This window comes from Microbulbifer sp. CnH-101-G (assembly GCF_052466775.1).
Genome location: NZ_CP174292.1, coordinates 4,085,408 through 4,105,437, shown reverse-complemented (window position 1 = coordinate 4,105,437; position 20,030 = coordinate 4,085,408). Strand labels below are relative to the sequence as shown.

General features: G+C 49.6%; 23 protein-coding genes and 1 riboswitch. Of the genes, 9 read left to right on the top strand and 14 right to left on the bottom strand.

What is annotated here, in order from left to right:
- Positions 1-47: 47 nt before the first annotated feature.
- From ACJJID_RS18240 to ACJJID_RS18190, 11 genes are all read right to left on the bottom strand, one after another.
- Complete coding sequence (locus tag ACJJID_RS18240) at positions 48-1,166, bottom strand: ATP-binding cassette domain-containing protein (RefSeq protein WP_444920694.1); 1,119 nt, start codon at positions 1,164-1,166, stop codon at positions 48-50.
- Entirely contained in the window at positions 1,166-1,888 is a 723-nt protein-coding gene (gene modB, locus ACJJID_RS18235; protein ID WP_444920693.1) for a molybdate ABC transporter permease subunit, read from the bottom strand. Before modB ends, ACJJID_RS18240 begins: the two co-directional genes overlap by 1 nt.
- Positions 1,885-2,667 (bottom strand): molybdate ABC transporter substrate-binding protein, encoded by a 783-nt coding sequence (gene modA, locus ACJJID_RS18230; protein WP_444920692.1) that lies wholly within the window; start codon positions 2,665-2,667, stop codon positions 1,885-1,887. The genes modB and modA overlap by 4 nt, the downstream gene beginning before the upstream one ends.
- A complete protein-coding gene (gene moaE, locus ACJJID_RS18225; protein WP_444920691.1) occupies positions 2,652-3,179 on the bottom strand; it encodes a molybdopterin synthase catalytic subunit MoaE in 528 nt (175 codons plus the stop codon). The genes modA and moaE overlap by 16 nt, the downstream gene beginning before the upstream one ends.
- A complete protein-coding gene (moaD, locus tag ACJJID_RS18220; protein WP_444911913.1) occupies positions 3,142-3,387 on the bottom strand; it encodes a molybdopterin converting factor subunit 1 in 246 nt (81 codons plus the stop codon). The genes moaE and moaD overlap by 38 nt, the downstream gene beginning before the upstream one ends.
- Positions 3,388-3,408: 21 nt before the next feature.
- Entirely contained in the window at positions 3,409-3,900 is a 492-nt protein-coding gene (gene moaC, locus ACJJID_RS18215) for a cyclic pyranopterin monophosphate synthase MoaC (protein WP_444920690.1), read from the bottom strand.
- Positions 3,901-3,903: 3 nt separating this feature from the next.
- Positions 3,904-4,446, bottom strand: a complete 543-nt coding sequence (gene moaB, locus ACJJID_RS18210; protein WP_444920689.1) for a molybdenum cofactor biosynthesis protein B — start codon at positions 4,444-4,446, stop codon at positions 3,904-3,906.
- A gap of 2 nt (positions 4,447-4,448) precedes the next feature.
- Positions 4,449-5,048 carry a molybdenum cofactor guanylyltransferase gene (gene mobA / locus ACJJID_RS18205; RefSeq protein WP_444920688.1) on the bottom strand — a complete coding sequence of 200 codons (600 nt, stop codon included), beginning with the start codon at positions 5,046-5,048 and terminating at the stop codon, positions 4,449-4,451.
- Between the two features lie 4 nt (positions 5,049-5,052).
- Complete coding sequence (gene moaA, locus ACJJID_RS18200; protein WP_444920687.1) at positions 5,053-6,030, bottom strand: GTP 3',8-cyclase MoaA; 978 nt, start codon at positions 6,028-6,030, stop codon at positions 5,053-5,055.
- Positions 6,019-6,169, bottom strand: a riboswitch (molybdenum cofactor riboswitch). It overlaps the preceding gene by 12 nt.
- 217 nt (positions 6,170-6,386) lie before the next feature.
- Positions 6,387-7,610, bottom strand: coding sequence for an alginate export family protein (locus tag ACJJID_RS18195; RefSeq protein ID WP_444920686.1), 1,224 nt, complete (start codon positions 7,608-7,610; stop codon positions 6,387-6,389).
- A gap of 142 nt (positions 7,611-7,752) precedes the next feature.
- Complete coding sequence (locus tag ACJJID_RS18190) at positions 7,753-9,054, bottom strand: MFS transporter (protein WP_444920685.1); 1,302 nt, start codon at positions 9,052-9,054, stop codon at positions 7,753-7,755.
- A 408-nt stretch (positions 9,055-9,462) separates the two neighbouring features.
- Between ACJJID_RS18190 and ACJJID_RS18185 the strand changes: the two genes are divergently transcribed.
- The 7 genes from ACJJID_RS18185 (at position 9,463) to ACJJID_RS18155 (ending at position 16,195) form a co-directional block, all read left to right on the top strand.
- Positions 9,463-10,938 (top strand): NarK family nitrate/nitrite MFS transporter, encoded by a 1,476-nt coding sequence (locus ACJJID_RS18185; protein WP_444920684.1) that lies wholly within the window; start codon positions 9,463-9,465, stop codon positions 10,936-10,938.
- Between the two features lie 101 nt (positions 10,939-11,039).
- Entirely contained in the window at positions 11,040-12,812 is a 1,773-nt protein-coding gene (locus tag ACJJID_RS18180) for a protein kinase domain-containing protein (protein ID WP_444920683.1), read from the top strand.
- 201 nt (positions 12,813-13,013) lie between these two features.
- On the top strand, positions 13,014-13,490 hold the full coding sequence (locus ACJJID_RS18175) for a hypothetical protein (RefSeq protein ID WP_444920682.1): 477 nt from the start codon (positions 13,014-13,016) through the stop codon (positions 13,488-13,490).
- Positions 13,487-13,753, top strand: coding sequence for a hypothetical protein (locus ACJJID_RS18170; protein WP_444920681.1), 267 nt, complete (start codon positions 13,487-13,489; stop codon positions 13,751-13,753). The genes ACJJID_RS18175 and ACJJID_RS18170 overlap by 4 nt, the downstream gene beginning before the upstream one ends.
- A 110-nt stretch (positions 13,754-13,863) precedes the next feature.
- A complete protein-coding gene (locus tag ACJJID_RS18165) occupies positions 13,864-14,154 on the top strand; it encodes a hypothetical protein (protein ID WP_444920680.1) in 291 nt (96 codons plus the stop codon).
- Positions 14,155-14,458: 304 nt separating this feature from the next.
- Positions 14,459-14,809, top strand: coding sequence for a hypothetical protein (locus tag ACJJID_RS18160; protein WP_444920679.1), 351 nt, complete (start codon positions 14,459-14,461; stop codon positions 14,807-14,809).
- Between the two features lie 111 nt (positions 14,810-14,920).
- Entirely contained in the window at positions 14,921-16,195 is a 1,275-nt protein-coding gene (locus tag ACJJID_RS18155; RefSeq protein ID WP_444920678.1) for a hypothetical protein, read from the top strand.
- Between the two features lie 48 nt (positions 16,196-16,243).
- Here the strand turns inward: ACJJID_RS18155 and csrA are convergent, their stop codons facing one another.
- Positions 16,244-16,432, bottom strand: coding sequence for a carbon storage regulator CsrA (csrA, locus tag ACJJID_RS18150; RefSeq protein ID WP_444920677.1), 189 nt, complete (start codon positions 16,430-16,432; stop codon positions 16,244-16,246).
- An 863-nt stretch (positions 16,433-17,295) separates the two neighbouring features.
- Here csrA and ACJJID_RS18145 point away from each other — a divergent pair.
- On the top strand, positions 17,296-18,054 hold the full coding sequence (locus ACJJID_RS18145; RefSeq protein WP_444920676.1) for a hypothetical protein: 759 nt from the start codon (positions 17,296-17,298) through the stop codon (positions 18,052-18,054).
- Positions 18,055-18,175: 121 nt separating this feature from the next.
- On the opposite strand, the gene ACJJID_RS18140 is transcribed toward ACJJID_RS18145, so the two are convergent.
- On the bottom strand, positions 18,176-18,751 hold the full coding sequence (locus ACJJID_RS18140; RefSeq protein WP_444920675.1) for a hypothetical protein: 576 nt from the start codon (positions 18,749-18,751) through the stop codon (positions 18,176-18,178).
- Positions 18,748-19,464 carry an AHH domain-containing protein gene (locus tag ACJJID_RS18135; protein WP_444920674.1) on the bottom strand — a complete coding sequence of 239 codons (717 nt, stop codon included), beginning with the start codon at positions 19,462-19,464 and terminating at the stop codon, positions 18,748-18,750. Before ACJJID_RS18135 ends, ACJJID_RS18140 begins: the two co-directional genes overlap by 4 nt.
- A 224-nt stretch (positions 19,465-19,688) precedes the next feature.
- On the opposite strand from ACJJID_RS18135, the gene ACJJID_RS18130 reads away from it, so the two are divergent.
- A complete protein-coding gene (locus ACJJID_RS18130; RefSeq protein ID WP_444920673.1) occupies positions 19,689-19,916 on the top strand; it encodes a hypothetical protein in 228 nt (75 codons plus the stop codon).
- Positions 19,917-20,030 lie beyond the last annotated feature (114 nt).

Genomic DNA, 20,030 nt, shown 5'->3' with positions numbered 1-20,030 from the left:
TCCGCAGAAGTTTTCAGTACAAGATTATTCAAAGAGAAGTAAGAGGCTTACAAACCGGCAAGACTACCGGCCTTAAACTGGGCAAAGTAGGTAGTCCCTTCGCATAGTTTTAGACGCTCGCAGGAGAGACGGGAAATATCTGCGTAAAACACCTGCCCAGCAGCGGCTAACTGTAGGCGAATGCGGCCATCGGTAAGGTTCTGCTTAGCAACTAAAGTTACCGGCAGGCAATTGAGGATACTGGACAGGCCCGGCTTCTCTACACTGAGGCTAATATCTCCAGCTTCCAGCAGAAAAGCTGCGGTATCGCCTTTGCGATAATGGCCCGCCACCCTATCTGCAAAGATAGAAATCCCCCCTAAATCCAAAGTCAGCAGACCATCGTTTAGGGATTCCACTCGCGCTTCAATCCGGCTGCGGCAGCTATCCCCTACGCCGTGGCTATCCAGACGCAGGGCAACTTCAGGTAAAGAAAGTGGGGCGGACAAATTGGCAGAATCCATCCACAAACAGCGCTGGGCCAGCAGCTGGATTTCATCAAAGTCGTGACTGGTCCAGATTACCAGCGCCGGATATCGAGCCCAGAAATCCCGCAGGGTCGGCAATAGGCGCCGCAGTACTTGGGCGCGGTCTACCGCTGAAAGTGGCTCATCAAATAATTGCAGCGGCGCGTTGTTAAAAAGCTGGCGCAATACAGCCACACGCTGGGCCTCTCCACCAGACAATAGCTCTACCGGCTGATGGAGTAGCGGTTCAATACCAAAAGCCTTTAGCAGCCGATCATGCTCTTCCTCAGGTAGTGGCCTGCGGCTGTAACGGCGGGCCAGTGCCAGGTTATCTGCCACCGACTGGCCGGCAAACAGGCGGCTGTCCTGAAAGCCCAAAGAAAGCATTCTTTTGTGGGTAGCCAGGGCGCGGCGTCCGCGCTGCCAAACCGTATTGGCAAAAGTGATATTGCCACGGCAGTGGCGCTGGCCAGCCAAAGCAGCCAGTAATGTGCTCTTGCCGCTGCCGGAGGGGCCGGTAAGGCCAAAAATCCCAGAGGCAGGCAGCTCTAATTGCCAGGGACTCGCAGCGTTAAGCGGAGTCACCAGCCCTGAAACACTCAGTCCGGTGGAATCAGAAGTGGTAGACGCAGTACCGAATAGGGGTAAGGTGATTTCCATTAGCCCAGCACCCCCATTACCGGTTTAGCCTGCTCGTTGTTTGATCCGCGCGGGGCCAAACTATGTCCCAGCCAACGGGCAGCGAGTAGCAGTACCGTAGTAATTCCCATCAACATCAAAGCCAGCCGGTGCGCCGCACCGTATTCCATCGCCTCCACATGTTGATAAAGAGCAATAGAAACCACCTGGGTCTCACCGGGAATAGAGCCACCAATCATCAGCACTACCCCGAACTCACCCAGGGTATGGGCAAAGGTTAAAGCGCAGGCACTCACAATAGCGGCGCGACTCGCCGGCAAAAGAACTTTTAATAATGCCGCCCAGGGCGGTATACCCAGTGCTGCGGCAGCCTGGGTCAGGCGCTGGCCATTGGCATTAAACGCGGCCAACAGCGGCTGCACCATAAACGGCAGGGAATAAATCACTGACGCAAACACCAGGCCAGTGAAGGAAAACACCAAGGGGCCATCAAAAAGTTGTGACAACCACTGCCCGGGCGCATAGTTAGGGGAAAATAAAAGCAGTAAATAAAAACCCAACACCGTGGGTGGCAGTACCAGCGGCAGGGTAATTAATACCTCGATACCGTGGCGCCAGCGGCTCTGCCATTGGCTCAATTTCCAGGCCAAGGGCACGCCGATAATAAACAGGAGTAAGGTGGTTAAGCCGGCCAATTTTAAAGTTAACCACAGGGCCTGCCATTCGGCAGCGGCGATATTCATAAGCCACTCCCCCCATCTCTACTTCGATCTTGAGTTGGCAAAACACCGTAACCCAAGTGGTGTAGTTGCACCTGCACTTCCCCTGAACGCAAATACTCAGCGAGGGACTGCGCCTCTTTAGGCCGGCGGCTCTGGGTGGGAATCAGCAGCTGCTGTTCAATGGGTTTATACAAATGCTGCGGCAGCAACCAGTAGTTATCGCGGCCGGCTGCTTGCATCTGGCTGGCGGCGACAAAGCCCAGCTGCGCATTGCCGGAATCCAGCATTAAATAGGCTTGGCCGGCATTATGGGTCCGGGCTAATTGAGTTTGTTTTTTCTTCCACAAGTCCAGGCTTTGCAGCGCCTGCCGTGCGGCACTGCCGAAGGGTGCTACTTTCGGGTCGGCTAATACAATTTTATCGGGCCAGGTTTGCAGTAACTGCTCGATATTCGATTCCGATTTTGGGTGCCAGAGAGCCAATAAACCCAGGGCATAAGTCTGGCGACTGTTGCCCAGTGCCCCACCCTGCTTTTCCAACAGTTCAGGTCGCTCGCGATCCGCAGACAGGAATAAATCAAAGGGCGCGCGGTGCGCTATTTGTTGGTAGAGCACCCCGGAGCTACCGCTACTGATTTGCACCACACAGGCATGGCGACGCTCAAATTCCGGCAGTACCTCTTCCAGTGCCGGGCGGAAGCTGGCCGCTACCGCCACCCGCAAGGTGCAGTTATCCGCATTAACCGGCAGCGCGATGGCCACCATTAAAGCGGATAGCAGCAGGCTCAGCCGGCAGACCACTTTTCCATCTCCGCAGCATCACTAGCCCGAGCTTCGACCCAGCGCTCTGAAGGCTTACCGGACTCATCCGCAACCGCTTCACGCTTCCAGAAAGGCGCCTCAGTTTTGAGGCGATCCATGATGTATTGGCAGGCGGCAAAGGCAGCCTGGCGGTGGGGGCTGGTAACGCCGACAAAAACAATCTCGTCGTTGATCTGCATGGGGCCAACACGGTGGACGATAGTCACACGCCCCAGGGACCAGCGATCGCGGGCATCATTGATAATCCGTTGCAGGCTTTTTTCAGTCATGCCCGGATAGTGTTCCAGGGCCAGGCCGCAGACATCACTACCGGCATTGAAATCCCGCACCGAACCCACAAACAGGGCGCAGGCACCATCGCCACTGTTGCCTTGCAGCGCAGTATATTCAGCCGCTACTTCGAGGGGCGTTTCACAGACTTCAATACGATCAACGGCTGTCATATTGGCACCACTAACCGCCGGTAACCGGCGGGAAAAATGCAACTTCATCCCCAGCCTTCACCTGGGCTCCGGTTTCTGCCAGCTCCTGGTTCAGGGCCATACGAATATCATCCCTTTGCAGGTGCGGGCTCCAATCCGGGTGCTGTTCACATAGGGTTTTGCGCAACTCGCTAAGACTGCCGGAAAAGTCCTTCAGGGTAGTCTCGCCCATGCCCAATTGCTGGCGCAGACGCGCGAAAAACAGAACCTTTACCATCGCTTTACACCTCTGAAATTTTTACGCCTTGTCCGCAGCATCGCCGCGCCAGTGGCCGCGCTTACCGCCGGTTTTTTGCAGTAGCCGGGTTGGGCCGATTTCCATCGCCGGGTCCACGGCTTTGCACATATCGTAAATGGTCAGCGCCGCTACCGAAGCTGCGGTTAACGCTTCCATCTCTACTCCGGTGCGCCCGGCCAAGCGGCAGAAAGCGGTAATTTGCACACTGTGTTTTTCCGGCTGTAATTCGAAATCCACCGCTACCTTGGTCAACGCCAGTGGATGGCACAGGGGAATTAAATCCGAGGTTTTCTTCGCGGCCTGGATGCCGGCGATGCGAGCTACAGAGAGCACGTCACCTTTTTTGTGCGCCCCTTGGCTCAGCAGTGCAAAAGCCTCTGCACTCATACAGATACTACTCTCGGCCAGGGCGCTGCGGTCGGTGATGTCCTTCTCGGTAACATCCACCATGCTGGCTTCGCCGCGCTGGTTTAAGTGGGTTAACTGGCTCACAAATTACCCCCGGCTCTCGCAGGGTGCGCTGGCAAAGCGCACATGGGGGATAAAGTTGCAGGGCTTGTGGCGGGCATCCAACTGCTCCAGCAATATGCCCTCCCAAGCTGTGCGACAGGCTCCGGTGGAACCGGGCATACAACATATCAGTGTGCGGTTAGCCAGGCCGGCGAGCGCGCGGGACTGCACGGTGGAGCTGCCAATATCCCCCAGGGAAATATGGCGGAACAGCTCGCCGAAGCCGTCGACGGTTTTGTCGAACAGCGGGCTCAGGGCCTCCGGCGTGGAGTCGCGCTCGGTAAAACCAGTACCGCCGGTCACCAATACCACCTGCACTTTCGGATCGGCAATCCAGGCGGAGACCACCGCGCGCATCTGGTAAACATCGTCCGGGGTAATGCGCTTATCCGCGAGCTGATGGCCGGCCGTTTTGAGGGCTTCCACCAGGTACTGGCCAGAGGTATCGGTCTGCTCGTTGCGGGTATCGGATACAGTGAGTACCGCAATATTGAGCGGTACAAATTCTTTGCTAGCGTGTGCGGACATAATCAGTGGTCTCTCAAAAAACTGTTTTCTGGAGTTTTATCCGGCGTACTCAAGCCGAGATAATCTGCCGGCGTATTGATATTGCGATGCCAATCGCCAGCACTTTTTATGGGTATGGATTTGGCCCCCAGGTGACGCAGCAGCGCGCCGACAGAATTGCGCGCACTGCCTTCGACGGCACGGCGCAAATAATCCAGGCAGTCGCCATTTAAAGGCAGCCACAGGGGAAAAAAGAAGTTTTCAAAATAACAGGGCCGGCCATTTGCCTGCCCCTCTGCCAATAACTCTGCGAGGTGCTCCCGCCCGAGCAGGGGCATATCTACCGGAATTACCAGGGCCGCATCGGCTCCGGTTGCCAGGGCTACCGAATAAAGGCCGCCCAGAGGGCCCCGCTCTGGCACCAGGTCTTCAATCGCTCCGGGGCGGGCACCGCTGGTCACAGCTTTATCCAGCGGAAGTTCACTCAGCAATGCCTCGGCATGCTGCAAGAAATTGCCCCGTTGGGGGTGGGCCAGCAAGGCCTTGTCGCGGCCCATCCGGCTGGAGCGGCCGCCGGCCAGCACCACGCCGATTGTCGATTTACTAACAAGAGCCCTGGCCATAACCCTAGCCCCCCAGCATCGCCAGGTTGCGGGTAGCGCCGGTAAAACCTTCGTGCAGCTGGTGGCCTGCGGTCTTATCCACAATCAACTCGCGGATATGGGCTGCCAGTGCCTCGCTATCGCCAGCGGCGATGATTTCACGCATATCAAAGCCCTGGTCCGCAAACAGGCACAGGTGCAGCTTGCCCTGGGCCGATACCCGCAGGCGATTGCAGCTTGCACAGAAGTCTTTGCCGTAAGGGGTAATCAGGCCGATACGGCCGGCGTAATCCGGATGGTAGTACTCCCGCGCCGGACCGGCATCGCGGGTGCGGATCATCTGCTCCCAGCCTTCTCGCAGCAACAGGGTTTCTATATCGCCACCGGAGACATGGTTGCTGGCGAAGAACTCGCGGTTATCGCCGGTGCGCATCAACTCAATAAAGCGCAGGGTCACCGGAGTCTCACGAACCCAGGCGAGGAAGTTATCCAGCTCGGCCAGATTGTACTGGCGCATCAGCACTGCGTTGACCTTGGTATCGATACCCAAGGCCAGAGCGCGATCCAGGCCTGCTAAGGCTTTATCCAGGCGATTGTGGCCGGTGATATGGTGGAATTGAGCCGGGTCGAGGCTGTCGATGCTGACATTCACCTGATCCAGGCCCGCACGGTGCCAGTCGTCAATCTGACTGGGCAGGCGGTAACCGTTGGTGGTGATGGCTAAGCGGCGAATCTTATCGCTAGCGCGCACAGCTTCGAGCAGCGGCACTAGGTCTTTGCGCAGGGAGGGCTCTCCGCCGGTAAGGCGTACCTTTTCCGTCCCCAATGAAGCGAAAGCGCGCACCAGTGTGCCCACCTCAGCGACTGAGAGAGGATTTTCCCCTTCCAGGGAACGTCCGCAACCGATGCCCTCGGGCAGGCAGTAGTTGCAGCGGTAGTTGCAGATGTCCGTCACGGACAGGCGCAGGTAGTAAAACCTACGGCCAAAATTGTCTTGTAACATTAAACGCCTTTCCAATTTCGGGAGGCCGCGCAGTTTCCCGCTAGACCCTGGTGGCCGGTACGGCCACGGTCCCGGCACCTTGCAACGTCAATAAAAAACGACGCGGTTTAGGTAGCGGGACTCGGTGTTTAAACTGATGTCAGTGTATCAAGTTGGTTAATTTATGCTTGGGGCAAAGGTGGTACTCCTTAGGTACTCACAGTGATGCCAACCGTTAAGGGAAATAACATCACAAAGTGGAAATTCAGTGGGCAGAATGGCTAAAAACCGAAAAGTTCCCCTACAGAAATTGATCGGTTTTAATAAGTAAAACCCCGACCAGAGCCGGGGCCTCGCTATGAAGCGGCTTTATTTAATTAGAAATTCGCGGTCACCATTAACCAGAACTTGTCGGTATCCACGTTGTGATCGTCAGCCTGGTAAGAGGCGTATTTCACCAGTGCAGAAATTTCCTCTGTCAGCTTGCGGCCGTAGCTGATATTCCACTCATGGCCATAATTTGCGGAACCTTCATTCGCATCAAAGTTGTGATAGGCCATATTCAAGTTACCGCCGGCTATTTTCATAGCGCCGCTGATATACATATCCTCTACGCCGTCACCGGGGGTTGCCAGGAATTGGTCGGTGTAGCCTTGGAATTTATGCAGGGTAGCCAGCGGCGTTTTGAAACCAACGCCGTTATCAGAGCCCAGCACTTCATAACCGAGTTTTGCGGTTACCGGGCCCAGGTCGGCTCCAACTTCCGCCAAGTAGTAGTCCGCACTGTAATCGAAAGGGTTATCCGCAATATCGTTCTGGCGTGCGTAGCTCAGATTGGCTTTTACAGGGCCGAAATTGCCTTTGTAGTCCACGCCATAGGTGCGGCTTGCATTAGCTACTGCGTTTTCCAAATCGAGGTTATAAGCAAAGCCGCTCAGTTTATGCCCATCGGCGATCGGATAGCTTGCGTGTAACAGCTGGATATTGCCTTCAAATTCAGCATTGGAACTATCTTCACCAAAAACCCGGTTTACGTTGTATACGTAGCTGTAATCCAGCTGCAGGCTGTCAGCGCTGCCATACTGATAGCGAATGCCGTCGTAAGTCTGCTCGTTCTGCCTCCAGCCAACACCACCAACAAAACGCTGGCCATCTAGGTTAATACGCTGGCGACCAGCAGTAATTATGGAATTCTCACCGTTATAGCGAACATAGGCTTGGTTAACCTCGGTGCCATCTGGATCGGCCACTACCGGATAATTAGTTTTTCCATTGACGGTGGAGTTGTAGTTGTCGTTACCGACTGCAGTAACATCGTCCATCTCAAGGAAACCGCTGAAACCGCGATAGGTGCCACTGCGCCAGTTGAGGCGGGTTCTCAGCGTGGACGCGAGTGCATCCCCATTAATACCATCCTGGTCATAATCTTCCTGGTCGACGATCTCCACGCGATAACGCAGATTCAACCCAACTTCACCGGATTTAAGCGCGTCGACAAGAGTGGCATTTTCACCATCTTGCGCAGCGGCCTGCAATGCGACTGTGCTGCAGGCCCCCAACAGTAGAGCACCGAAAATTTTGGGAAATCTGGAAATGGTCATTACGCTTTTCCTTTGCAACAACGGAGTGACAGTGACAAATTACAATTTTTCAGACGTGGATGAAACCACAGTTTTTTTCGGTAGAAAAAAATAAATACTTCCTACCCTTTACACAAACATAATTCGATTTTGGTAGTGGGCGCTACCTATCTGGCAAAGCCGCAGAGTTACTCGCATCCTCATGCAAAAAATTATTTTGCCTGGCGAAGGCCAAACGCTGTTGATGCTGCTCCCTCTGGATTGCCAGGTACATGACCAACATACAAACTGCCAGTACGCCGTAGAGCAACATAAACGCCGCACTGTGAATACCCACTAAATCCTGTGCGATACCAAACAGGACCGGCAGAGTAAAACCACCCAGCGCACCGATTGTGGCTACAGTGCCACCGACACTGCCCATATGTGCCGGAAAATTATCGTTTATCGCCTTGTAAACCGAAGCGCGACCAAACCCCTGGGCAATACCAATCACCAGCAATAACAAGGTAAACAGCTCTATGCTCACCTCGATATTTAGATGCACATCCCGTTCCACCCCATGAATCGTCATACTGGTCGGGGGATAGCTGAGAAAAAACAGGCTTACCAGGCAAGTCCAGAACACACTCCAATTCACCGTGCGCGCACCATAGCGATCTGCAAACCAGCCACCCAGCGCACGCAGCGAGCTGGACAGGGCCACAAACAGCAGGGTCAGCGCCATCGCCACCTGGGTGCTGACTTCGTACACCGCCAGGTAGTAATTCGGCAGCCACAGTAAAAGTGCGAGAAAGCTGCCGAAGACAAAATAATAATAGAGCCCATAGCGCCACACCTTGATCTGCATCAGTGCTCTTAGATGGTGATGAATTTTTGCCTTGCTGCGACTGCGCATGTATCGAGTTTCTTCAGGCGCACAAAATTCGAATAACACCACCATAAGCAAAATACCGACCGCATAAATCGACCCAATCCATTCACGCCCCAGCCAATTCTGGATCGCTGGCGCCAGGGCCAGGGTAATCGCTGCCCCGGCGTTGCCTGCACCAAAAATGCCCATCGCGGTGCCCTGTTGCCTCCTTTCGAACCACGGAGTGATATAGCGAATACCCAACACGAAGGAGACCCCGGAAACCCCCAGCCACAAACCGGCCAGTAGGTGCTCACCGTAACTCTCGATAAACGGCAAGAGTAAAAGTACGGGGAGTAGCAATAGCATTTGCAGGAGGATGAGTTTTTTTGCCGAGAAATATTCCACCAACAAGCCGGCGGGAAAACGCAGTAGCGCACCGCTCAGGATCGGCGCGGCCAGTAAGATGCCATATTCTGTGGCTGAGAGGTCTAGCTGCTCACGGACTTCCACTCCAAGCACCGCATAGAGTGTCCACACGGAAAAGTTCGCAGCAAACATGGCCGAGGCAAATATCAGCACACGCCCGGCGAGTTGCTGGGTATATTGCACGGCGGGCTTCTCCTATTTTTTCAGTTTTCGGGAAAATGATTTGGTCACCACATCGGCTGCCCGATCAATACGCACCTGTTGCGCCGCTACGAACGGATTGAAAACAGCATTACCGGTAGAGGCCACCTGCCAGCAAGATGCATAAAAACCCCGGCAATCACAATTACTCCCAAAAACTCTCCGCTCATAAGGCGATTTTTTATGGCTACTCAACAAGGGGTAAACCTTATTCAATAGGCACCAGCTCCCCGTAAAAGGCACTACCCCAAATGGGCTAACACCAAGCACCAAAGCCTTTATGTAGTACCCAACTACCCCCTTTGTATACTTTCCCTGTAGCGCTGCTCAAATACTATCGGCCATGACCCTATCCACCTCTAAGTTGCTGTGAAGCCGGAGAAATTAGTCATGAGTCAATCCAGCGGCCTCAATTTATTTAATTGGGGCGATCCCAAAATAAAGACGCTGCACGTTACCTGGTTTGCGTTTTTCCTAAGCTTCGTGGTGTGGTTCTCCCACGCTCCGCTGATGGTCTTTATCAAGGAAGCGTTCGACCTCACCAGCCAGCAAGTAAAAGCCCTGTTAATCCTCAATGTGGCACTCACCATCCCCGCCCGTATCATTATCGGTATGCTGGTGGATAAATTGGGGCCGCGCCTGGTGTACAGCGGGCTGCTGATGACCTCATCTTTAATCTGTTTGGGCTTCGCCACCGCAGACAGCTACCAATCCCTTGCCCTGTTCCGCTTCCTGCTGGGATTTGTGGGTGCCGGCTTTGTCATTGGTATCCGCATGGTGGGTGAATGGTTCCCAGCCAAACAAGTCGGCCTGGCAGAAGGTATTTACGGCGGCTGGGGGAATTTCGGTTCTGCTGCCGGTGCCATGACCCTGCCCACCATCGCCCTGTTGTTCGGCGGTGAAGACGGCTGGCGCTATGCCCTGGGCCTCACCGGCATCATCGCCGGCCTGTACGGCATCATCTACTACCGCGTAGCCCGCAACACCCCTAAAGGCTCCACTTACTTCAAGCCGAAGAAGAGCGGCGGCCTGGAAGTGACCAGCAAGCGGGATTTCTACTTCTACCTGCTGATGAATGTGCCCATGTACCTGGCACTGGCGGCGCTGGCTTATAAACTGTCTCCCAGTGGCGTAGCCCTGCTGAGCCAAAATGCCACCTACGTAATGTGGGGACTGCTGGTAGCACTGTTCGCCTTCCAGACCCGCATGATCTGGAATGTAAACAAAGACCACCTGCGCGAAGGTGTGCCCGAGCTGGAGAAATACAACTTCAAGCAGGTAGCCATCCTCGACCTGGCCTACTTCGTCACCTTCGGCTCTGAGCTGGCCGTGGTTTCTATGTTGCCCCTGTTCTTCCTGGAAACCTTTGAAGGATTGAGCCCGGTGAAGGCCGGCCTGCTCGCCTCTGGCTTCGCCTTTATGAACCTGGTGGCCCGCCCAACCGGCGGATACTTCTCTGACAAACTGGGACGCCGCCGCAGCCTGATGTTCCTGATCGGCGGCCTGGCAGTGGGTTACTTTGTACTGAGCCAGATCAACGGCGGCTGGTGGATTCCCGCTGCGGTAGTTGCCACCATGTGCTGCTCTTTCTTCGTGCAGGCCGGTGAGGGTGCCGTATTCGCCATCGTGCCCCTGGTAAAACGCCGCATGACTGGGCAGATCGCCGGTATGGCCGGGGCCTACGGTAACGTGGGTGCTGTTACTTTCCTCACCGCCCTGTCTTATGTCAGCTACAGCCAGTTCTTCCTGATTATCTGCGGCGCAGCAGCGGTGATCTTCTTCGCCTGCCTGTTCCTGGAGGAGCCCAAAGGCAATATCGCCGAAGTGCTACCGGATGGCACGGTGCAGCTGATCAGCGTGGAGTGATTGGAAAGCTGTTATCCAGCAACAAATGCAAAGGAGGGCCAATGGCCCTTCTTTGTTTTTCGCCGTCGGTCTGAGGGGACGAAAAGAGAGTGGAGAGAGCTGTGAGCGAAACCAATTCCGGGGTGCAAACAGAAACCGAGGCAAACCCCGAAGCCCAGACACCGCGATTGAGCCACGGCCTCTGCACCAGTGCCGGCATCAAACCGCAGAACGAAGATGCCGCAATCTATCACTGGCCTGACAACCCGCACTTACAGGAATACCTGGGCGCAGTCGCCGCACTGGCAGACGGGGTCAGCTCCGCCGAAGCCGGCGCCCTAGCCAGCCACACCGCCACCGAGCAGTTTGTGCGGGACTATTACAAGGTGCCGGATACCTGGTCTGTCGCCCACGCCGGACAGAAAATCCTCGCCTCCATTAACAGCAAGCTATACCGCAAGAGCCATGACTTTCCCCAACAGGAAAAGGGCTTCCTCTGCACCTTCTCAGCCCTGATTTTTAAATCCCGCACTGCCCACTATTTCCATATCGGCGACAGCCGTATCTATCACCTGCGCGGCGACAACCTTAAATGCCTCACCCGGGACCACAACATCACCCTGGCCCACCGCCAGCAGATGCTATCCCGTGCGCTGGGCATGGATACCGGCCTGCAAGTGGATTACGGCCAGCTCAGCCTGGCTAAAGACGATGTGCTGCTGATTACCAGTGACGGGGTGCACGACTTTATCAAACAGGATTTGCTGCGCGAGCTGTTGGCAGAGTCCCAATTAAGCGAACAGGAAACAGCGGAGACCCTGGTGCGCCTCGCCGAGGAAAACGGCAGTGACGATAACCTCTCCGCATTAGTGGTAAAGGTAAAAGCATTGCCACAAACCACCCTGGACGATTACAGCCGCCAGCTTACCCGCCTGCCCTTTCCTCCGGAGTTGGAACCAGGCATGGTATTGGATGGTTACCAGGTAGAGCGGGAGCTATTCTCCTCCCAGCGCAGCCAGCTGTACCTGGTGCGCGACAGTGCCACCGGCGAAACCCTGGTAATGAAAACCCCCTCGGTAAATTACGAGGACGATATCCACTATATCGACCGCTTTATTCAGGAGGAGTGGATAGGCCTGCGTATTCGCAGCCCCCAAGTAGTGCGCCTGCACCGGCAGACCCGCCCACGCACCGCGCTCTATTACCTGATGGAGTATGTGCAGGGCAGCACCCTGGAGCAGTGGATCACCAATAACCGCTTTCCCAAACCGGCGGAAGCGTTTCGTATTCTTAAGGAAATTGCCACCGGACTGCAGGCCTTCCACGATCAGGAAACCATTCACCAGGATTTGCGCCCGGCCAATATCATGATCGACGGCGACGGGCGGGTAAAAATTATCGATTTCGGTTCAGTCTACGTAGCCGGCAGTGCTGAGATTTTCCGCCCCCTGGAGCACCCGGAAGCGCTGGGCACCGCCAGCTACTCCGACCCCCACTATATCCTTGGGCACAACAGCGGTATTCGCGGCGATATCTATGCCCTCGCCACTATTGCCTACGAAATGTTTACCGGCGAACTGCCCTACGGCGAGGAAATCGAAAACTGCCGCTCCCACGCCGATTTCGAACGTCTGCGCTACCGCACCGCCAGCCAGTTTAATCCCGTAGTCCCCATCTGGTTCGACCGCGCCCTGGAACGGGGATGCAGTATCGACCTGGAACAGCGCTATTCCACCCTAACGGAATTTATGCGCGACCTGGCCAATCCGAACCCGGATTACCTAAGGGAAGATCCTACTGAGAAAGGGGATGCTTCACTTTTTTGGAAGATCCTTTGTGGAATTTGGGTGGCTACTTTGTTGGCGGTGGCTGCGTTGTTTTCATCTGCCACTTGAGGGCTCATTTTGAGAAGCGAGGTTTGATAGATCAGTAACAGCTCAGTATCTCTGGTTGCCATTTGGTTGAAAATCTATAACCTTCCGCAAGGATGAACTTTGTCTTGCCTTGGGGCAAATGAAGCCAGCCATATGGTCAGCGCTGGGCACTTTAATCAGATATAAATATTTGAAGTAGTTAGAGTCATATAAGGAAATAGAGTGGAGCAGTTCAAAACAACGGAAGACTTAAGGGACTCGATCAAAAGGCTAAGCAAATGGTTTGCAAGGCCAATTGTCGAAGGTGAGCACCCAACACTGCATGTCAATCCAAACAGTACTAATCGGGAAGTCGTAAATGGCATCCAAAGAGATGATTATGTTTTCTCCGGGTGCGGCAACTGGATTATCCCTTCAGCAGAACACGGGCTCTCATTTTCTGGCCACTGGCAGCACTTAAAGGGTATCCACCGGATGAAGTCTAAAAGAAATCCGGGACAAAGAGTTCATGTATATTGGGTATTGGAAAAGGCTGATATTCCCGAAGGTTTAGAGTTCATCGTAGACCCAACAGATAAAAAGAAGCAACACTACCTTCTTGCCGCCACAAAGAAAATGACCGTTTCAGAATTGCGATCAAAATTAGAATGGGTCGCAGATAGAATGTCTGTAATTCGAGATGCACAGGATACGTTATGATTGAATTTAGAAACATAAAAGAGAAAGAACTTTTAGTTCATTATGCAAATGTGTTTGGAGACAAAAATGTTCTAAATATCATTGAGTCTGGTGTCAGTAGCGAATTAGAAGCAGCAGCTTTGGCAAAGTTCTACTGGAAAATAGTTGACGAAACAATTGAGGATAAAGATCTGGAGTATATTCTGGAAAGAATATACACAACCTTGCACATCCATTGTGGTAATAATGGGTACTCCGATGTTTGGGATAACGAAATACCGTAATCGTAGGCACTAGGCATGGCCAACTATCCTGCCAAGAGGAAATAATTGCTCGGCAGTAGTTGTAAAGCTAGAGGCACTACCACAAATGATCCTGCTGCCAGCTTACCCACATGCCATTCCCGCCGAAGTTGGAACCGAACGGCAAGGAAATCGAGAGCTGCCGCTCCCACGCCGACTTCGGACTTCTGCACTACCGCACTGCTAGCCAGTTTAATCTCATAGTCCCCATCAGGTTCGACCGCGTCCTGGAACGCGGATGCAGTAACGACCTGGAACAGCACTACTCCACCCTAACAGAATTTATGTGCAACCTGGCCAATACCAGTCCAGGTTACCTGCGGGAAGATCCTACTAAGAAAGGCGATGCCTTTTTGTTTTGGAAAATTCTGTGTGGGATTTAGGTAGCTACGTTGTTGGCGGTGGTGGCATTGTTTTTATCTAGTGTTTGAGGTCAGGGGCATCCTGTACGATAGTCCGTATTTGCTTATAGTCTGGCTCAGAATATACATAAAACAATCAGCGTTATCAGAAGTGATAATTCAAGAGAATCCGTCCATATCTACTAGGCGATTATTTACTAACCTAACTGACATACCTATTGGTATGCTCTTTGATTAAATGACTTTCTACTCTTTGAATAATTTGACAAGTGATATAAAGTCTTTTTAAGGTTATTTAATGCGTCAAACCAGAATGGAATTAAGAATGCCTGAAATGTTAGAAGTAAAATTTTTCAAAGATGGGATCGATGACTTTATCAATTTATTGAAAAGTGAAAAAGTTCCTTTTGAAGAATTTTTTCGCTTTCCACCACAAGTAGTAGCTGCCTCTGGAGAGTCCCTCGAGATAATGAAAGCAGTTGCAGGCTTATCCATTACTCCATCAATTGCGGCAATAGTTGTTCCGTGGTTAAAGAATAGATCTTCTCGAAAAGTAATACTCCAAATGACCGACAAAAAGATAGTACATATTGAAGGTTATTCTAAGGAGGAGATCTCTAACTTAATTGCAGATGCTTCGAGTATTACCATTATTCAAACTGAGCCTGACCAATAGTATAATAAGCTAATTGGCCACACCTATATTACGCGTCTCTGTATTTCACATACAGATGATTTAGAAAGCATCCTATCAAGAAAACATAGGAACTCTTAGTCAGGGAAGAAAATGGAAACAAATAGCATAAGAATTAGCAATTTACAAAGGAGCGAACTTCCTGTTCTTTGGAAGAATCTAAATTCTAATGAGCTAAACACACTCATCAAGCGTTCAAACTCAAAAGAGATTTCGTTGCTCATAGGGCACACAAACGAGCAGGGGCTAACTTATTTATTTTCTATCTTTGAGTCAGAAAATATAAACAAGATATTTGAGAGCCTTTCAAAGAATGAATTAAACAAAATATTTGTCCTTCTTAGCAAGAAAGAGCTATCCAGAGTATCAAAAACATTAAATGAAAAAACATTAATAAAAGTGCTAGCTTCAGCAAGCCAAACTCAAAGGGATAGATTGCTTTCATCCTTTCCTATAGATGAGAAAAAGGCAATTCTAGAAGTAATTGATGAAGAAACTGATCTTGATAAAAACTATAAAAAATATCTTGGAGAAAAATTCGAAAATTCTTTAGAGAGAGAAGCATTTCAAAGAATCATAGAGCTAGAAGAGAAGGAAATATTCCTAGAGAGGCAGCAACAAGCAAGAAAAGACCAATATGCCGAACAGCTTGAGAATATGCGTTCTCAAATTGCTCATGCAGAAAAAGAGTATGCATTCCAGACTAAAAGACTAAAAGACTTAGAGAACAATCAATTTAAAAGAGAAAATGATCTAAAGGAACGCATTAGAATACTGCAGGAGGAGCATCAAAAGCAGGTACAGGGCAAGATAGAACTGAAGGTACCTGAGTTTGTAAAAGAAGCAGTAAATGCTTTAGAAAAAAAGGAAACCGATTTTTCTTCTAAGTCTAAAAACTGGAATCTTCAGGGAACAATAGCATTAGGCCTGTCGATATTAGCCGCCGTAGCTGCTTTGATTTATGGCAGCTTTGAATTTAATACTGCGGCAAAAGAAAATATTGACTGGTTCTTTTTTTCTTTTCTCTTAATAAAAGGCTTAATAGTTGTAACCTTATTCGGAGCATGGGCTAACCATGCATACAATATTGGCAATGCTTATATGCATGAGTCACTTAAAAGAAGTGACAGAATTCATGCTATAAACTTCGGTAAGTTATATCTTGAAGTATATGGTAACGATGTAAGTCAATCCGACATGAAGTCAATTTTCGAAAATTGGAATCTAGAAAGTGATAGCGCGTTCACAAAAGTTCAAAAAACTTCATTTGAACCAAAAGTAATTGAACAAGTTACTCAGCTTGTTGCAGTAATTTCTGCAGCAGCCAAAGATACCCGAAGTAAAAATGAAGAAGAAACAAATAAGTAAATCCAGGTGGCACCTACGGCGCGCCTGGTTTGATGTTTGTTTAAAATCTCAAGGGTTTTTACTCCTCTTCACCTGTTCTTTTTGCAGCCGCATATATATTTCCTCACGGTGAACAGGTAGAGATTTGGGAGCACGTATTCCTATCTTTACCTGATTACCCTTAACTTCCAATACGGTGACTGAAACATTGGCTCCAATCCTTAGGTTTTCACCAGTCCGGCGCTTTAAGATCAACATAGTTATTTCCTACTGATATTCAGATTATGGATAGACCTTCTCTGATGGAAGGCTGAGAAAGTAACTTTTTGAGGAAATAGGGGGTGGTGCGCGGGAACGGTAGGCATAAAAGAAGAAAAGGCAGGCACAACGCTTCCAGAGCTTGGGGAGTCGCTCCAAGCCGCTGAATGTTCTCCACTTTATTGAAGACGAGCGGGTTTCTAGCGTATGATCCATATAGCCATTTTGATAGGTAGATTATCAATTTGGTCAGCTGGCCCCGGGTGTTGCTGCACCTTGGGTCAGCGCCTTTTACTGTCTCTTACGTCACGCTACCGTTCTCCTGTGAGAAGATGGTTCTTTAGAAAACTCTTAGATGTCTTGATTCTCTCGAATCCCTTTGGTCTTTGGTCATCGGCCTTCCAAAGGCCACCCTATTCCGGCCAAAATACCAATAAATATCTATCGATTTTACGCAGCTTTGACACTAAAACAAACTGAATAAAATTCAACAAGATCATTTTAGTGCCTATATTTTTTTGCGTTTGTGCTTGGAAACTTTCAGTTGGACAAAATTGGATTCTTCACCAAATCTCACGTTTCAATTAGAAAATTAATAGATAAACAATATCGTCACTAAAAATATCTTTATGTTATCGATAAGAATTTAAAGGTACTGGATTTAAATTCTGACATCTAACTTGTTGATTTTTAAAAACTTATACCCTTATGCGAGAGAAGTAATATGCCTTGTATTAGCATCAACACTTACCTATCGACTGATTGATATATTTCCCTGTTTAGGATGAGTGCCCATTCTTGGGGTAAGTTGACTAATGATATGATATAGCTTCTTTTGAATACACCGTTAAGCAAGACAGATTATGGAAGACAACAGGATTTGGGTGGATAAACTAGTTTTAGATTGGTGTGTACGCTCACAAAGCTCTTCTGAAACCAGTCATAAGGACCGAATGCGGGCTTATGAACTGTGGAATCATGCGGAGTCTATCCTTAACTCTAATAATGATGAGTTGCACCGAGTTGACGCAATTTCAACTTTGAAACGTTGTTTGAATCAGCGATTAAAGTTCATTGAATACGTATATGGCTTTAGGGAGATATCCTTAGACTCATCCCCCAAAGGATATTTAGAGCTTCTTGAAACATTTAATCTAGTTCGACCTCTTATGTTGAAAAAGCTTATGACTATCAGGAATGACATTGAACATAATGATGCTGAGCCTCCAAGTATTGAACGTTGCTTGGAATTACCTGATTTATCTTGGTATTTTCTCAAATCTACTGATGGTTTTTTAGCATGGAGACAAGATGATTTTATATATTATGATGTAGATGATAACGGCAGAGAAACACAATACTGGATAAATATTGCAGTTGATTTTGACCTTAATCATAAGTTCAATGTCAGAGGTTGGGTTCCTAATGAAATCGTAGCCATGGAACCTTTTGATGGGGCGATAGAGCTATTTGTAGATTCTATTGGTAAAAACAAGGATAGGTGGCCAAACAAGAGCATCCATGAAGATAAGCTGGATAACGATATCTATTTCAGAGGTATATTAGGAGAAAACAGTAAATTCAAGCATCAAGTATTACGGGATGCTTTGAGTATATTTTAGTGTTTATCAAACGTAATTTTGAGCCACCAGAAAGAATACTGGAGGGCTACTAGTTTTGAATGTTGGTAGCCCCACGAGGTTCTGAATTAGCTTTGTAGCGGTGAGAAGGATCGGGTCCTAGTTAGAGCGCTGCTACGAGATTCTCCGAGAAGTTCAACCCTTTCAGCTCAGCCTCTTCTACCAGAGTCTTGAAGCGTTCTCCACAATAGAGATTCGCACAGCGGTCAAATCGAGTCTTGAAAATTAAATTTGAAGCAACATCTTCATCGGTGAAGCCGATGTTTTTAATTCCCATCCAAAGATCATCTTGAATATCAGCCTCACTTACGGACTTGTCGGCGGAAACCGCATTCAAGCAGTTAAAGATTACATAGGGCTCACCATCCAGGGTAATAGGCAGGAACTCCCCATACGACGCAAGCTCTTTAGAAAGCACTGAGTGGGCTTTCGATGAGAGCACCAAGTGTGCTCCATTCCAAGTAGTGATATCAGGTTTAACGCTCTGATCTAAACCTTCTACCTGGATAAAAGCCCCTCCATGATCCTCCCAAATATCCTTGATAGACTTATTGTCCCAAGGATAATTCTTAAAGGCTTTCATACCGCCCATTCGTTTACCCACGGTGAACATTAGCTTCTTGAGGTCAATACTGAGATTCAAAAAGTCTTCGTGGTTAAAACTGATCCTATAAGTCATTGCCCATTCCAATTCTTATCAGAAGGCGCTGTCACCTTCTCCGGTTGAGTACCATTCTTCAGGTGTGTACGAATAATGGTCAACTTAGCGCGTATTTCAGATTCACTATTAAGGTTATTGATTTGGCCGTAAACCCAACGCTCATAATTGTGCGTGTGGATCTTACTATGAGGAGTTGCTTTAGGCATTGCCCAATGACCGTTCTGCTCGCTTGAGCGCGGCATCCACACACCGTTATCAGGATCATTTATCCTAACATCGTGCATGAAAAGTGTCAGTCGGACATCGGCGGTAGCAGGTAGCTTGCCTTTCCCTTCAACAATATGGTGAGCTGTGTACTCTTTACTAGGCTTGGCCCTACCAACTAGACGTAGGTTTGTTTCAAGAACTTCAGTAGGGTGGTGCCTCTCCTGCTCATAGGCTTCTATACGCTCTTCATCGTCCTCTATACCCCGAAACTCATCTCGGTACTGCTGAAGCTGACTCTGAACCGAAACCATTGTCATGATTGTTCGACGTTCATGCTTTAATTGTTCCATTTCCACCTTGAGACCTGCCAAGCGCTCCTTCCGCTGCTCTTCGGTTTCACCCGCCACTTTCAGCTTACGATAGTGATAGTTCTTACAACGATTCTCATATTGTTGAATGCAAAGGTCTAGTGGGGAGAGCTCCCAAACATGGGGAGTCACACGTCTACCTTGGTCGTATTCCATCAGTCTTCTCGGTAAGGTGGTTTAACTATGACTAAATTGTCGATGGACACGACAAGTGAGTCCAGGGACTTAATAGCTTGGTAAGCTCGATATGAGACCCAATTATCAAAAATACCATTATTAGAATAGTGTGAAACTAGAAGTGTCAGATATGTATAGAATTCGGTCAAAAAAATCAGGTTGATTCTTGCACGCTTGTACCGCATAGATAATTCACTTTCAAGATGGAATCGTTAGTTATAAGTTATTTAGTAGATATTGATTTTGAAAAATATTATTCACTTACACTAGATGCCTCAGATCTTGCAGAGAAAATGCCATTTTATATTCAGCGATTTTGTGCAAAACCGAGGCTAGATAAATGGGTAGCTGCCAAAGCGCACCTCTACGCTAGTGATAATTACACAGGTAAAGAAGAATCTACACCAGACATAACTATTTGGGCTTTATGAAATATGGCTCTAAGCCCTAGAGCATTTCCGGCTCTAAAAAATATTCTCAAATCATCTGGTGAGTTCTTACCACATCGCACTATTCAGGCATTTTTTAATCTCTTAAGATTTACC

Bases quoted from the DNA above. Each gene is read 5' to 3' on its own strand.
- ACJJID_RS18130 (WP_444920673.1), top strand. From the start codon at position 19,689: ATGGAATCGTTAGTTATAAGTTATTTAGTAGATATTGATTTTGAAAAA.
- moaE (WP_444920691.1), bottom strand. From the start codon at position 3,179: ATGAAGTTGCATTTTTCCCGCCGGTTACCGGCGGTTAGTGGTGCCAAT.
- modB (WP_444920693.1), bottom strand. From the start codon at position 1,888: ATGAATATCGCCGCTGCCGAATGGCAGGCCCTGTGGTTAACTTTAAAA.
- ACJJID_RS18240 (WP_444920694.1), bottom strand. From the start codon at position 1,166: ATGGAAATCACCTTACCCCTATTCGGTACTGCGTCTACCACTTCTGAT.
- ACJJID_RS18135 (WP_444920674.1), bottom strand. From the start codon at position 19,464: ATGGAATACGACCAAGGTAGACGTGTGACTCCCCATGTTTGGGAGCTC.
- mobA (WP_444920688.1), bottom strand. From the start codon at position 5,048: ATGGCCAGGGCTCTTGTTAGTAAATCGACAATCGGCGTGGTGCTGGCC.
- ACJJID_RS18160 (WP_444920679.1), top strand. From the start codon at position 14,459: ATGCCTGAAATGTTAGAAGTAAAATTTTTCAAAGATGGGATCGATGAC.
- moaA (WP_444920687.1), bottom strand. From the start codon at position 6,030: ATGTTACAAGACAATTTTGGCCGTAGGTTTTACTACCTGCGCCTGTCC.
- ACJJID_RS18140 (WP_444920675.1), bottom strand. From the start codon at position 18,751: ATGACTTATAGGATCAGTTTTAACCACGAAGACTTTTTGAATCTCAGT.
- ACJJID_RS18195 (WP_444920686.1), bottom strand. From the start codon at position 7,610: ATGACCATTTCCAGATTTCCCAAAATTTTCGGTGCTCTACTGTTGGGG.
- moaB (WP_444920689.1), bottom strand. From the start codon at position 4,446: ATGTCCGCACACGCTAGCAAAGAATTTGTACCGCTCAATATTGCGGTA.
- moaD (WP_444911913.1), bottom strand. From the start codon at position 3,387: ATGGTAAAGGTTCTGTTTTTCGCGCGTCTGCGCCAGCAATTGGGCATG.
- ACJJID_RS18170 (WP_444920681.1), top strand. From the start codon at position 13,487: ATGATTGAATTTAGAAACATAAAAGAGAAAGAACTTTTAGTTCATTAT.
- ACJJID_RS18185 (WP_444920684.1), top strand. From the start codon at position 9,463: ATGAGTCAATCCAGCGGCCTCAATTTATTTAATTGGGGCGATCCCAAA.
- ACJJID_RS18155 (WP_444920678.1), top strand. From the start codon at position 14,921: ATGGAAACAAATAGCATAAGAATTAGCAATTTACAAAGGAGCGAACTT.
- ACJJID_RS18145 (WP_444920676.1), top strand. From the start codon at position 17,296: ATGGAAGACAACAGGATTTGGGTGGATAAACTAGTTTTAGATTGGTGT.
- ACJJID_RS18165 (WP_444920680.1), top strand. From the start codon at position 13,864: ATGCCATTCCCGCCGAAGTTGGAACCGAACGGCAAGGAAATCGAGAGC.
- csrA (WP_444920677.1), bottom strand. From the start codon at position 16,432: ATGTTGATCTTAAAGCGCCGGACTGGTGAAAACCTAAGGATTGGAGCC.